Below are 13,398 nucleotides of genomic sequence, written 5' to 3' on the forward strand. Positions count from 1 at the left end.
GGAGACGCCCGGAAACGCTGGCTGGCCCAAACCTATTGCCTTGCAGATAGTTTAGCAATGGCTACAATTCGGCGTGTTGTCGGTGCAAGCCAAATTTTGAATCTCTTCCGCAGAGCCCTTCTATGTTCTTGACGTTCGCACAGCCATTGAAGCCTCATCGGCCATTGAAGCCTCGAAGACGCCGTGGCCGATTGGTCCCGATGATCTTGCTGGCCTGTGTTTTCCCGCTGAGCGTCGGTTGCAAGCCAACGAATACTGATCCGGGTTCGGCGATGGCATTTAGCGGCGAGTATCCCATCAAGGCGGTCGCAACGGTGGGGATGGTCGCTGACCTTGTCCGCAACGTTGGCGGCGAACAGGTTGATGTCAATCAGATCTGCGGATCGGGAGTGGATCCGCATTTGTTCAAAGCCACTCGGGACGATATTCAGTCAATCATGGCCGGCGACATCGTGTTTTATTGTGGACTGATGTTGGAAGGGAAAATGAGCGACACGCTGGTCAAAATCGCTCGGAAGAAACCTGTCTTTGCGGTCACGGAGATGATTGACAAATCTCTGTTGATATCCGCCGATGGCTTTGACGGGCACCCTGATCCGCACGTATGGAATGATGTCAGCGCCTGGTCGCAGTGCGTCGATGCGGTGGAATCAGCCCTGTCAGAATTTGATCCCGCGCATGCAACCCAGTACCAATCCAACGCCAAAGCGTACCGAGCCAAATTGGCACAACTGCATCAGTACGGTGTGGAGGCCGTTGCGACGGTTCCCAAAGAACGGCGTTTGCTTTTGACATCGCACGACGCATTCAATTATTTCGGACGAGCTTACGGTATCGAAGTTCAGGGCGTTCAAGGCCTTTCAACCGAATCGGAAGCGGGGGTTCAGCGAATCAACGACCTGGTCGACACGCTGGTGCAACGCAAGGTGAAAGCCGTTTTTGTTGAGAGTAGCGTTTCGCGAAAAAACATCGACGCGCTCATCGAAGGGGCCCGCAGTCGTGGACATGATGTCGTGGTCGGCGGAGAGTTATTTAGCGACGCCATGGGAAAAACGGGGTCGTACGAGGGAACCTATTTCGGAATGTTGGACCATAACATTACGACCGTCACACGAGCCTTGGGCGGCAAGGCTGACCCCAAGGGTTTTGGCGGCACACTAGAAGCAGAGACGATCGCCGGTGAATCAGAATGAACAAACAAACAAGCAGCCAGCTTGGGGACGCGCTTGCCTCAAGTGAGTCTACTTCTAGTGCGCCGGGCCTTTCGACTGATCCACTTTGCCCGCTTTCGGTCTACGATCTCACCGTGGCCTATCACCGCAAGCCAGTGATTTGGGACGTTGGTTTTGATCTGCCGGCGGGGCAGTTGATCGGCGTGGTAGGTCCGAACGGGGCCGGCAAGAGTACGTTGCTCAAGGCCATCATGGATTTGATACCGCGTGCTTCAGGCAGGGTGCGTGTCTTTGGCGATACCTACGCTCACAATCGCAAGCGGGTCGGCTATGTGCCTCAACGCGAAAGCGTCGACTGGCAGTTTCCAGTGAGCGCATTGGATGTGGTCACGATGGGGCTGTACGATGACATTGGCTGGTTTTTTCCGGTTCGAAAGAAGCATCGCGCCCGCGCGCTCGAGGCGCTTGATCGAGTCGGAATTGCCGACTTGGCGAATCGACAAATCAGCCAGTTATCTGGTGGCCAGCAGCAGCGGACGTTTCTTGCACGAGCACTTGTGCAAGATGCGGATCTGTATCTGATGGATGAACCGTTTGCGGCAGTCGATGCGGCGACCGAACGCGCGATCGTAGAGATTTTGCGAGATCTAAAAAAGCGAGAGAAGACGGCCGTCGTCATCCATCATGATTTGCAGACCGTACCGGAGTACTTCGATCATGTCATTTTGCTGAACATGCGGGTCGTCAGTCACGGTCCTGTCAGTGAAACGTTTACGTCTGAAAACCTGCAGAAGACATATGGTGGTCGGCTCACCTTGTTGGATGAAGTCACCGAAGCCATGCGTCGCCGGGAGCAGGCGTTATGATTCGCGGCAGTCGTAATACCACGGATTCCGACGTGTCCGGCAGGAGTGTCTTTTCGCTGGGCTGTCTGTCGAATGCTGGTTCGTCGACTTTGCGACTGTTGGCGATCGCGTGTTTGTTTTTGTTTTTCGCGGCCGCGCCGCGTTACGCCGCTGCCGCTGATTCGCTGGCTGATACGTCGGCGACTTGGCCGACATGGCAGCAGTGGAAACGAGTCCTTTCGCTGCAAGATTACAACACCCGAGTGGTTTTGCTTGGGGTTTCGGTGCTGGGCGCGGGGGCTGGCCTGGTGGGCAGTTTTACCCTGCTGCGAAAACGCGCGTTGATGGGCGATGCGCTCAGTCATGCCAGCCTGCCGGGAATCGCGATGGCGTTTATCATCGCAAGTGCACTTGGACGCGACGGCAAATCATTGGGCTACTTGCTGACCGGAGCGACAGTCAGTGGGCTGCTGGGCGTTGCGGCGATTCTATGGATTCGGAACAAGACGCGACTCAAAGAAGACGCGGCACTGGGAATCGTGCTGAGCGTTTTTTTTGGTGCGGGAATCGCGCTACTGGGGATCGTCCAGCAGATGCAATACAGTTCGGCGGCTGGGCTGGAGAGTTTTATCTACGGCAAGACCGCATCGATGGGAAGCAACGATGCAAAGCTAATCATCGTGGCTTCAGCGATCGCGATCGTGGTTTGCCTGGGGCTCTTCAAGGAGTTAAAAATTCTTTGCTTCGATGAAGCGTTTGCCGGTTCACGTGGTTTTCCCATCGTGTGGCTCGATATCGTGCTGATGTCCATGGTCGTATTGATCACCATCGTCGGATTGCAAGCGGTCGGGTTGATTTTAATGATCGCGTTGATGGTCATACCGGCTGCTGCTGCCCGGTTTTGGACACATGAACTTTGGCGGATGTCTGTGTACAGCGTCGTAATTGGGACGGTGGGATGCGTTTTGGGTGCGGTGCTCAGTGCAGTGTTTCCGAATTTGCCGTCGGGCGCGATGATCGTGCTGGTGTGTTCGTTTTTCTTTTTTCTGAGCATGATGTTCGGTACGGCTCGTGGCGTGGTGATTCGTACGTATCGTCGTCGGCGGTTGAATCGCCGGATCGCGCGACAGCATTTGCTTCGCGCGATGTACGAACATTTGGAACCCAACACGATCGGTGCCGGCGTGAAGAGTTCGCGATTCGAATCGAAAGCGGCGGTCACCGTTTCTGAATTGTTGCCGATGCGAAGCTGGGGTTGGGGGCGATTGTTGCCAACGATTCGCGCGGCTCAGGAAGACGAGCTTTTGCGATTTACGGACGATAATGTTTTCTTCACGAGATCTGGGTTTGTCGAAGCCGCTCGTCTGACTCGCCAGCACCGATTGTGGGAAATGTACTTGATCGCGTACGCCGATGTTGCTCCAGGGCTGGTGGATCGCGGAGCCGACGACATTGAACACGTGCTGGGTCCCGAGATCGTTGATCAATTGGAAGATCTGCTGGAAGAACAAAAAATGACGGTCGAAATTCCTGAGAGTCCGCACGGAATCGGTGTCCCTGAATCTGCTGGTCCGCAGCCAGGGGGAAGCACTTCATGATCTATGCACAAATCGATTTGAACTGGCAGCAACACGATACCTGGATCGTTGTCATCGGCATCCTTTGCGCGGTTTCGTCCGCACTGCTTGGGAACTTTTTGGTTCTCCGTCGCATGAGCATGCTCGGTGATGCCGTGACTCATGCAGTGTTGCCGGGCATTGCAGCGGCATTTTTAATCAGCCATAGCCGAAGCAGTTTGCCCATGTTTTTTGGGGCTGTGATCGTCGGTGTTTTGACAGCGTTGTTTACCGAGTGGATTAGGCGAGTGGGGCGTGTCGATGAAGGTGCGTCGATGGGGGTAGTCTTTACGTCGCTGTTTGCTCTGGGGCTTGTGATGTTGGTGCAAGCGTCGGATCACGTGGATCTGGATCCGGACTGTGTTTTGTATGGAGCGATCGAATCGGCAGCGATCGACGAGGTCGAGATCTTTGGCCGTGTGCTTCCACCTGCGGCGCTTATTTTGGGTGTGGTCACGATCGTGAACGCGTTGTTCGTGGTGCTGTGTTTTAAAGAACTAAAAATCAGTTCTTTTGATCCAGCTCTAGCCACGACGATGGGTTTTTCGGCTCGGTTGATGCACTACTTGTTGATGGTTTTGGTTTCGATCACCGCTGTGGCCAGCTTTGAAAGTGTCGGTAGCGTATTGGTGGTGGCGATGTTTGTTGTGCCAGCGGCGGCGTCCTATATGCTGACGGATCGATTGGCTTGGATGATCGTGTTGAGTGTGTTCATTGCAGCGGCGTCGGCGATCCTGGGGCATGGTTCGGCCATTGTCGTCCCGCGGTGGTTCGGTTTTGAAAGTACGACAACCGCGTCGATGATGGCGGTCAGCGCCGGCGGGCTCTTTTTTCTGGCAGCGTTGTTCGGTCCAAAGCATGGAGTCTTGGTTAAATGGGTTAGGCGTCAATTTCTGTCATTCCGAATCCTTTGCGATGACATTGTTGCTCTGCTCTATCGGTGCGAAGAACGAGAAACAGGCAGTCCATCCAAGGCGGAGTTGGCTGACAATTTGTTTGCCAGTTCATGGACGCTTTGGGCAGCACTTGCCACGCTCCGTCGGCGAGGCGAAATCGCGGTCGACGGTGCTGTCAGCGGTGCTGTCGACGGTGCTGTCGACGGTGCTGTCAGCGGCGATTTTCATTTGACGGGGCGAGGTCGTGATCGTGCTCGCCAATTGGTCCGGTCGCACCGACTTTGGGAGCAGTATTTGGTCGTCGAAACCAGCACAGAAACCGATCGAATCCATGATAAAGCCGAACGTTTCGAGCATTTTACGGATCGACCGCTTCGTGATCGCTTGGATCGCGTGACCGACGCTCCGGATACGGATCCGCACGGACGGCCCATCCCAAGCGAAAAGTCTTGATCGAGTTGACGAAGTGGCCACCTGAACGGTACTTCGTGAAAGTTCAGCCATCACCTAACATGTGGCTCTGGTTTTCGATTTCCGATCCTGTTGTTGCAAAGTTTCTGCATGGCCGTTGAGCCTCTATTGTTCGTCTACTGCGTCTTGATCGTGCTGGCTTCCGTCGGCGGCGGTCATTTGCCATCGATGATGCGTATGACGCATTTGCGGACGCAGCTGCTGATGAGTTTTGTCGGGGGGCTGATGCTTGGAATTGCAACGCTGCATTTGTTGCCGCACGCCAGCGAAGTGCTGGGAGCATCGCATACTGGGATTGCGACGTTGATCGGAATCGTTGCCATGTTTCTGTTGCTTAGGGCGTTTTATGAGCACCACCACCATGGCCCCACCGGAGACGACGCCCACGCACACTGTGACCACGAACATCACATCCAAGGTGGTCATCAGCTCGACGAAACCACTCAAGATCATGCCCACAATCATTCGGAAACTCCTGCCAAGAATAAGGGGCTGGGGTGGATTGGAATGTTGTTTGGCCTGTGGCTACACACTTTCGTCGATGGCGTCGCGTTGGCAGCCAGTGCACTGGCCGAACACTATCACGGAGCGTGGTTAGGCTTGGCCGGACTGGGAACCTTTCTGGCCGTGGCACTGCACAAACCGCTGGACGCGTTTGCGATCACGTCGACGATGAACACGAGCGGTTGGTCGCCGGGGCAGCAGAACTTTGTCAACTTGGCGTTTTCGCTTGCCTGTCCAATCGGCGCACTGCTGTTTTACTTTGGTGTTAACCAATTGGACGAAAGTTCACTGGTGCTAGGTTGGGGACTAGCAATCTCTGGTGGCTTTTTTATCTGCATCGCCCTTTCGGATTTGCTTCCCGAAGTCGCTTTTCATGACCACGACCGGCTGAAACTGACGACAGCCCTTTTTATCGGGATTGGGTTGGCAGTGCTGATCGAAAGCTTGCCCGGCCATGAGCACGATGGACATGATCACGGCCGGTCGCCAGCACCCGCCACGATCGATCTGGCGCCGTCAAAGATCGATCAAACGCCGGCAACTTCTCCGCAACTCGTGCAGCCTAGTCCGTGATTTTGGCGGCAAGGGGCAAGGCTGGTCGAAGCTCGCTACTGCGATCTTTGGTGACCGGGTATTGTGCCCCATGGTCTTCTAGAGCGGTGATCAGTTTTTTCATCATCGACGCCAAGGCTTCCGGTTGCGATGACGCCAAGTTGGTTTGCTCGAACGGATCGGTTTCCAAGTCAAAGAGTTGGTACCGTTCGCCATCGGATTGGTCAGTGGGGTGATAGTGGTAGATCACTTTCCATTTGCCGTCACGCAGCACGGTGAAGTACTCGCTACGGTGCGGCGAGTGGGGAAAGTGCATTAGGAATGATTTGGCGTGATCCGGATCAGGTTGGCCTGCAATCAGTCGATTGAGTGGGGAGCCATCGAGCAAGTGTTCTTTGGGGGCATCCACCTGAGCAACGTCCATGATGGTCGGCATCAAATCGCAGACGTTTCCCATCGCCGATTGGATGACACCATTGGGAATCGGCAACCGTTGCTGCAATTTGCTTTCGCGATTTGGTTGCGCCCAAGCAGCGATGAACGGGACACGCATGCCTCCTTCGTAGTGTGCCCCCTTTTTGCCTCGCAAAGGCGCCGCGCACGCGACTGCATGTTGATGCCCCAGGGGGGCGTCGGACCCGTTGTCGCCCAGAAACAGGACGAGTGTGTTTTCGGCGACGCCCAAGTCATTTAAATGATCCAGCAGATCGCCCAAGGATTTGTCCATGCCTTCGATTAAGGTCGCAAACGCTTGTGCATTGGCGGGTTTCCCCGAATCCACATAGTTTGCTGCAAACCGCGGGTCCGAATCGAATGGGGCGTGAACGGCGTAGTGAGCCATGTTCAAATAAAACGGTTTGTCAGCTGCAACACAATCGGCAACATGGCGTTTCGCTTCGATCGTTAACGCTTCGGTCAAAAACGTGGCGGTGCCGTGATACTTTTCCAGATGCGGCACGGCGCGATGTCTGCGTTTGGCTTGGCCGTTGCCATAGTTTTTTTCGCCGTGATAGCTGGCAGGAGCTCCGATTGCGGTTCCGCCAACGTTGATGTCGAATCCAATCTGCAGCGGATCGCTGCCGTCAAATTCGGTCGGGCCAAAGTGAGCTTTGCCGACGTGGATCGATGTGTAACCTGCCGCGCTCATCAACTTGGGAAGTGTGACGGTGTCTTTCCGCAGTCCGCGCCAATTCCAATTTTCTGGGCCCATCGGTCCGCGATTGTTGGTTTCCGGATTGATCCACGTGGTCGTTCCGTGACGCGCCGCGTTCTGTCCCGTCATGATTGAATTTCGCGTGGGCGAACAAACGCTCATCGCATAAAAATTGCTGAACCGAATCCCCTGATCTGCCAACCGTTGCATGTTGGGAGTGCGGTAATAATCATTCAGTGGATAACGCTTGGCATTGCCATGGTCGTCCGTCAAAAAAGGAACCGATGTATCCATGACCCCCATGTCATCGACCAGGAAAACGACGATGTTCGGGCGATCCGCTTCGACACGATTGGCCAAGCAGAGAACGCAAATGAGCAGCACAGCGAGAGGAAGTCTACGAAACATTTGAATGTGTCCTGAAGTAGTCGGCAGGTTTAGGGCGTCGGTGTTGGAGTGTTGATCGGCTGTGTCGATTGAGTCGGGGCGTTGAGTGGTGTAGCGATTGATGAATTACCGGCAGTGGCCGTGACGGAAACAGTTCGGGTCCGCGTTGAGATCGAGGTGGCTTGTTCCAGCGGCACCAGCAGATCCGAGCGCTGCGAAGCGACGGCGTGCTCGGTTTCCAACCGTTTTTGATCGGCAAGTTCTTCTTGGCGAACCATCGCGTCGTACTTCCTGCCTTCGATCACGCGCGACTCCATAGGCATGAGCTCGGGATCGTAGGTCAATCCAGGCAGGTCCTGGATGTTTTTGTAGCCTTTCATGCGGGGATAGTCTTTTTGTAGCACTTCTTGCCGCTGTTGAATTTCTCGGTCCGCCTCGGTGCGTTCGATTCCCTCGGGTGACCGCTTTCTTGCATTTCCGAACGGATCGTAGTCGTCACCTGGGCCGGAAATTTTGTCCCACCAGCTAGGCTCGCGTCCAAAAATGCTGGTCACGATTCGGTCGGTTCGATTGAGCATGTGTTTAGACACCGCTCGACTGCGTTTGAAGAACGCCGTCGGGAAAATCGCCATGTCCCACACCGACATCGACTCCAGCGCCATCCACTGGATGTTGGCGATCAAGTCGTACAGCAACACCATGCTCGCAGCGTTTTCTTGCATTTGTGAGTGAGTGACACCGTAGTTGAGCGATCGTTCGGCCAGGTAGTTCAGCTTCGGCATCAATGCTCGGGCACCGCCCCGGCCCCACGTCTTGCTGGTTCGCGCGACGTGCTGCTCGTTGTAGATGTCAACCAAAATCGAATCAACCAATTCATCGCCGACGTCCGCAATTTCTTCGTCGGTTAACGGCCGGTCGATATAATTTTCGCTGAAACGCGGGAATTTGCGTTCGCTGACCAAGCGAATAAGCCGGTCCACTTTATCCTCGAACTTCAACGCCAAGAACATTCCGTGTTTGTTTTGTTGGCTTGTGATGAAATCCTCTTGGGCAACATCGATGGCGTCGACTTCGTACAACACAGCCGATCCCTTGGTGGAATCCAGCGTGCGGCGAGCTTCCAGCTTTCCGATTTTCCTTCGTTTGAAAAATCCCCAGTTTGTGTCCGTATCGCCCGTGTCGTAGCGGTGGACGACCACCCAGCGATGCAGCGGATCTTCCGCCTGCAATTTGCGTTGCAGCTTTTTGGCACGAGCTTCAAGCCACTCTTTCTTGGGTTGAAAAAGAATGGTGCGTTTGTCGATATCAAACTCGTGAACTGACCCCAATTCGGTGTCGGCAAAACTATTGGCATCTTTGGTCTTATTGCCGACCACTTCGCCTGCGCGGGCGATGTACTTGTTCCAGCGTTTGATCTGTTTCAAAAAGTCCTTCTGCGTTTTAAGTTGGCTGGGCGATTCGTCGTCACTGACGGGAATCAATGCCGATTGCAGCATCGATTCGCCGCCTGTTCGCGAATCACCCACGACATAAAAATTGATGTCGTAGTCGGCTGCCGCACGGAGAAACTGTCCTTTAGCGAGCTGTCGAAACGCGACTGTCTGCCCGGCGGGCGTTTCGTAGTAGTTGTTGGGGACGATGATGGTCATCCCACGCCATTGCTCTAGCAATGACTTGTCTTTTTCAACGGCACGGACCAAGTCAAAAAAGCCGTAGTACGAAACATCCCAGACATCCAAACTGCTGCCAAAGTAGTCAGCCATTTGAGTCCACTTATTGATGTCGTTGACATCGGTGCGGTGATTGGCCACCAACAAGAACCGTGAGCCCTCTTCGCGCAGATACCGTTCGGCTACGCGAACAAAGGCTTTGCGATAATCAACACAACGAAATTGCTCGCTGGCCTCACTGGACGCCGGACGCTGTTGGTCCAATGTGACCCCCATCGCAAACCCCTGGTAAGCGACCACTGCCGGATCATCCTTGACTCCGATACGGGTTTCCAGGACACGCGTCTCGCCAGGTTTTAGATTGCGAAGTGGAACTTTCAGCTCGTCATCAAGCAGGTCGAACGCTTGGTCTTGGTGATCAAAGAAACGGAGCAAATCGAGTTGCAGATCGCCACCCAGCAATCGGAGCTTTGTTTGAATGGCGCGGTGCAAGTATTTGTGGTCAAACGTTTCTTCGCCGACATTGGTGATCGCCCAAATCACGCGAGTCGATTCGCCGGGAGCAAGGCTGTTCAGACAAGTCACGGCGGTGAGTTCGACTGGGAAGCGAATTCGGGCCAGTTCGCCGTTTTCGAATTGGCGAAAAGGCCGATTGATTCCGCTCTCCATCGTCGCGTGTGGATCGATCCAGTGTCGCAACTGAAAGGGGCGTCGACGCGGACGATCCACCACGTGGTCACCGATTCGAAATTTTAAGCCTTGTGTGTCAAACGTGTGACGCCCGCCCGGAGCGATGGACTGACGCAGTTGCAAGGATTGGTCATCGTGAAGAATCCACTGATCCGAATTTAAAAAGAATCGCAGGTCATAGTTGGGCGGCGTCGGCATGCCGCCACAGTTGCGGATCGTAAGATTGTCGACGGACACGATACTGTCGGGTTCCAAGACGCTGTATTCGCCTACGATGTCAAACGAGTTCAATTCCAGGTCGTACGGTGAATCGTACCGACCGACGCGGCCATCCAAGTCGGTGACTTCGATTTGCAAAAGTCCTGGGCATCCCGGACTGCCATCTTTGGCTCGATAGATCGACCCTGCTCCATCGCTTCCGCTACGTCCCCGATGTCCTCCCGGGTTGCTTCGGAACACGGTTCGTGTCCGAGTGTTGCCTTTCGAATCGCGGTACGTTCGTGTTTCGGTCCAGTGATAACTGCTGCCGCCATCACCCCCTTTTCCGCCCTTGCCGCCACGTCCCTGTTCTCCGGCAAAACCAATGTCGCCGCCGGCCAAGTTTCCTTTGACCAACATCAACAGACCCTGGTCCCACTGTCCGACAGTCAGCGTCACATCGGCGCCGGTCCCTCCGTCAACGCCGTCGGTTGGATTGCCCGCGTTGCCGCCATGTCCTCCCGGGCCACCATTTCCCCCGCTGGAAAAACGTGTTGCATTGCGTCCGCGATAGCCTTTGCTCCCCGGTTGGCCGTTGCCTCCTCGGCCACCGTTACCGCCTTTTCCACCGATTCCCAAAATATAGACGTAGCCTGAATCGCCAATCGCAACAGGAGTGGAAACGTCTCGCGGCGGATCGTCTGCGGTGTCGACGATCCCATTAAGAATCAATCGACCGGAATCTCGATCGCCACCCGAATACGCAAGCTGAATATCGACCGCGCCGGCATTCTGCCCTCTTGTTGCTGGGGTCGCGTCGCCGCCGCGATGGCCATTGACGCCTGGACCGCGAGGCGGCTGGTAGTAGCTGCGACCATCACGTCCGTTGGCACCATCGCGTCCGAACACTTCGATCTTGGCAATGCAATCCAATTCGCCTTCGGTCGCAAAACTTCCGGCATCGGAAGTATGTCGCGTGCGTGCAGATTCGGGGTCGTGGAAGGATCGCGTCACTGAGAATCGAACAAGGGGCAGTCGGGAGGGGCACAAAAAGGGCGGAAGCAGTTCGCTCGCCAAGACGGCCCCTATCTTACGTCAGATCGAATCGACTGTGGCCATTCAAGCGTCACCATATTGATCGATTAATGCTTGGGGAACGCGTTGTAGTTTTCCTTCGCGGTCGATGACGGCTAGCGTCACGGTGGCGTCAACAAGCTTGTCCTGTCCGCGAAGGATTTCGTACTCGTGGACAATCTTGCCCGCCGTAACGCGATCGATCCGAGTTTGAATGACGACGACATCGTCGTACTTCGCGGGACTTCGATACCGACAGTCCACTCGCACGACGACGACCAGCTGTCCCGATTCCTCCATGTCCCGATAACAACCGCCCGACGCACGCAGTAGTTCGGTTCGTCCCATTTCGAAATATTGCAAATAGATCGAGTGATGGACGAATCCCATGGGGTCGCATTCGTCATAGCGAACGCGGTGTTCGATGCTGTGCTGACGCATCAGAGAATCCAATGTCAATCGTGTTGATGTTTGCTGGGTAATTCTGCAACCCTACATCAACTGATTCGGCCGCGCAAAGCCCGCTTAAGTTTTCGGGGCCGCAAGCTCATTTGTCTGCGAATCATCTTCTTCGATCTCAACATCGGTTCCTTCGGCGCGGACTTGTTTGACAAGGTCTGTAAAGATGATGCTGTAGCGGTCCGAATTCTCGCGGATGTTTGCCAGGATTGGATCTTGGTGTTTGTAAAACCAATGAACGCTTAGAATCAAACCCAGAATCAGAACTAGTCGAAAGAGAAACTCTCCGAAACTTGGTTCTTTCCGTCGCTGTCTTCGCTTTGGCGATGGCGCGCCGGGCGAACCGGACAGGTACTTTGCGGATTGGAGTTCGACGTGGGGCATCGGATTTCCCGATAGTATTGAAGGCAGAAATGGCCTTTCAAACTTAGTTCGCGTTGCGGCTAAGCCGATGGCGGATTCTGGCTTAATTTCTGCAAACCGATTCTGGCTAGGTTTCAATCCGAACCATCACTACGACCCACCACGTTTTGGTAAATTGCCGCCAAAAGACCTCTCAACCCACTGAGTAAATGTTCATGCGTCTTGAGTTTGAAACGCAAGCGAAACTGCGGAGCCATTTGGCGACCAGCAATGATCTTCGTCTATGCGTGTTTCAAGGGATCGACTTGTCGCCCTTTGCTGACCAGTTGCACTCGGCCGACCTGGAGCACGCTGTCTTGCTGGGGTGCGAGATTCCCCATTCGCTGCAAGCGAAACTCTTTGACGCTTCGGCGATCATCTTTCCCAATGTTCCCGATACGCCGTTCGCTAAGTATCGGGGATTGTTGTACACGCCCGAAGAGTTGCAGAACGATTATCGTCCGGGCGACCAAGCATCGTACAACGAAACGGTCGATGGTCGCATCTATCAACACTTTAAGGAAGTTGGTCCCAACCCTGATGACGCGGTCGAAGCTTTGACGCGTAGGCTGCACGACATGTCGATCACCGATGCCATGCAAGAATTCATCGCTGGCCGACATGTGGTCGCGGTCATGGGGGGGCATTCAATGTTGCGATCTGATCCTCTTTACGGCCAAGTCGCGATGATTGGACGGACGCTGACAAATAACGGATTCTTGGTCGCGACCGGCGGCGGTCCCGGAGCGATGGAAGCCGCCCACCTGGGAGCCTACTTCGCGACTCGTAGCGAAGTCGAACTTGCCGATGCGGTTTCGATTCTCTCTGCCGCGCCGCTATACGATCCCATTGGTCCCTGGCTGGATGCTGCCTTTGCAGTCGTTGAAAAGTACCCCGTCATGGACCGTCAAGCGTGTCAGAGTTTAGGTATTCCGACGTGGCTTTACGGTCACGAACCACCGGCTCACTTTGCGCTGACGATCGCCAAGTACTTCGCCAACAGTGTGCGCGAAGAAGGCCTGCTGTCGATCTCCAAAAGTGGCGTGATTTTTACACCTGGTAGCGCCGGTACGATTCAAGAAATCTTTCAAGATGCGTGTCAGAATCACTACAACAGCATGGGCGTCATTAGCCCGATGGTTTTCTTGGGCAAGCAATATTGGACGGAAACCAAGCCCGTCTATCCACTGCTAAAACAATTGGCCAGCGGGTTGCCCTATGGTGATCTGCTGTCAATTAATGACGACAAAACGGAGATCATTTCTGCGATCGAAGAATTTCATTCACAGCAGGCCGCGACCTAGCACCT

Annotated in this window: 10 protein-coding genes; 6 read left to right on the forward strand and 4 right to left on the reverse strand. The window is 54.6% G+C overall.

Annotated features, from left to right (window positions below; genetic code table 11):
• The first annotated feature begins 122 nt into the window (after positions 1-122).
• From K239x_RS08270 to K239x_RS08290, 5 genes are all read left to right on the forward strand, one after another.
• Entirely contained in the window at positions 123-1,193 is a 1,071-nt protein-coding gene (locus tag K239x_RS08270; protein WP_419189820.1) for a metal ABC transporter solute-binding protein, Zn/Mn family, read from the forward strand.
• Positions 1,190-2,038, forward strand: a complete 849-nt coding sequence (locus K239x_RS08275) for a metal ABC transporter ATP-binding protein (protein ID WP_145417373.1) — start codon at positions 1,190-1,192, stop codon at positions 2,036-2,038. Before K239x_RS08270 ends, K239x_RS08275 begins: the two co-directional genes overlap by 4 nt.
• A complete protein-coding gene (locus tag K239x_RS08280; RefSeq protein ID WP_145417374.1) occupies positions 2,035-3,615 on the forward strand; it encodes a metal ABC transporter permease in 1,581 nt (526 codons plus the stop codon). Before K239x_RS08275 ends, K239x_RS08280 begins: the two co-directional genes overlap by 4 nt.
• The gene (locus K239x_RS08285) at positions 3,612-4,982 is read left to right on the forward strand and encodes a metal ABC transporter permease (protein ID WP_145417375.1); all 1,371 of its coding nucleotides are present in this window, start codon (positions 3,612-3,614) and stop codon (positions 4,980-4,982) included. Before K239x_RS08280 ends, K239x_RS08285 begins: the two co-directional genes overlap by 4 nt.
• 108 nt (positions 4,983-5,090) lie before the next feature.
• Positions 5,091-6,077 carry a ZIP family metal transporter gene (locus K239x_RS08290; protein ID WP_145417376.1) on the forward strand — a complete coding sequence of 329 codons (987 nt, stop codon included), beginning with the start codon at positions 5,091-5,093 and terminating at the stop codon, positions 6,075-6,077.
• Here the strand turns inward: K239x_RS08290 and K239x_RS08295 are convergent.
• From K239x_RS08295 to K239x_RS08310, 4 genes are all read right to left on the reverse strand, one after another.
• On the reverse strand, positions 6,067-7,617 hold the full coding sequence (locus tag K239x_RS08295) for a sulfatase (protein ID WP_145417377.1): 1,551 nt from the start codon (positions 7,615-7,617) through the stop codon (positions 6,067-6,069). The genes K239x_RS08290 and K239x_RS08295 overlap by 11 nt on opposite strands.
• Positions 7,618-7,646: 29 nt before the next feature.
• A complete protein-coding gene (locus K239x_RS08300) occupies positions 7,647-11,168 on the reverse strand; it encodes a DUF7932 domain-containing protein (RefSeq protein WP_145417378.1) in 3,522 nt (1,173 codons plus the stop codon).
• A gap of 105 nt (positions 11,169-11,273) precedes the next feature.
• Positions 11,274-11,669: an acyl-CoA thioesterase gene (locus K239x_RS08305; protein ID WP_145417379.1), complete on the reverse strand. Its 396-nt coding sequence runs from the start codon at positions 11,667-11,669 to the stop codon at positions 11,274-11,276.
• 84 nt (positions 11,670-11,753) lie between these two features.
• The gene (locus K239x_RS08310; RefSeq protein ID WP_145417380.1) at positions 11,754-12,071 is read right to left on the reverse strand and encodes a hypothetical protein; all 318 of its coding nucleotides are present in this window, start codon (positions 12,069-12,071) and stop codon (positions 11,754-11,756) included.
• A gap of 188 nt (positions 12,072-12,259) precedes the next feature.
• On the opposite strand from K239x_RS08310, the gene K239x_RS08315 reads away from it, so the two are divergent.
• Positions 12,260-13,393, forward strand: coding sequence for an LOG family protein (locus K239x_RS08315; RefSeq protein ID WP_419189821.1), 1,134 nt, complete (start codon positions 12,260-12,262; stop codon positions 13,391-13,393).
• The last annotated feature ends 5 nt before the right edge of the window (positions 13,394-13,398 follow it).

The sequence above is a fragment of the Stieleria marina genome (assembly GCA_007741555.1).
GTDB lineage: Bacteria > Planctomycetota > Planctomycetia > Pirellulales > Pirellulaceae > K23-9.

Coding starts and splice junctions, on each gene's coding strand:
- K239x_RS08270 (WP_419189820.1), top strand. CDS start 123: ATGTTCTTGACGTTCGCACAGCCATTGAAGCCTCATCGGCCATTGAAG.
- K239x_RS08275 (WP_145417373.1), top strand. CDS start 1,190: ATGAACAAACAAACAAGCAGCCAGCTTGGGGACGCGCTTGCCTCAAGT.
- K239x_RS08280 (WP_145417374.1), top strand. CDS start 2,035: ATGATTCGCGGCAGTCGTAATACCACGGATTCCGACGTGTCCGGCAGG.
- K239x_RS08285 (WP_145417375.1), top strand. CDS start 3,612: ATGATCTATGCACAAATCGATTTGAACTGGCAGCAACACGATACCTGG.
- K239x_RS08290 (WP_145417376.1), top strand. CDS start 5,091: ATGGCCGTTGAGCCTCTATTGTTCGTCTACTGCGTCTTGATCGTGCTG.
- K239x_RS08295 (WP_145417377.1), bottom strand. CDS start 7,617: ATGTTTCGTAGACTTCCTCTCGCTGTGCTGCTCATTTGCGTTCTCTGC.
- K239x_RS08305 (WP_145417379.1), bottom strand. CDS start 11,669: ATGCGTCAGCACAGCATCGAACACCGCGTTCGCTATGACGAATGCGAC.
- K239x_RS08310 (WP_145417380.1), bottom strand. CDS start 12,071: ATGCCCCACGTCGAACTCCAATCCGCAAAGTACCTGTCCGGTTCGCCC.
- K239x_RS08315 (WP_419189821.1), top strand. CDS start 12,260: ATGTTCATGCGTCTTGAGTTTGAAACGCAAGCGAAACTGCGGAGCCAT.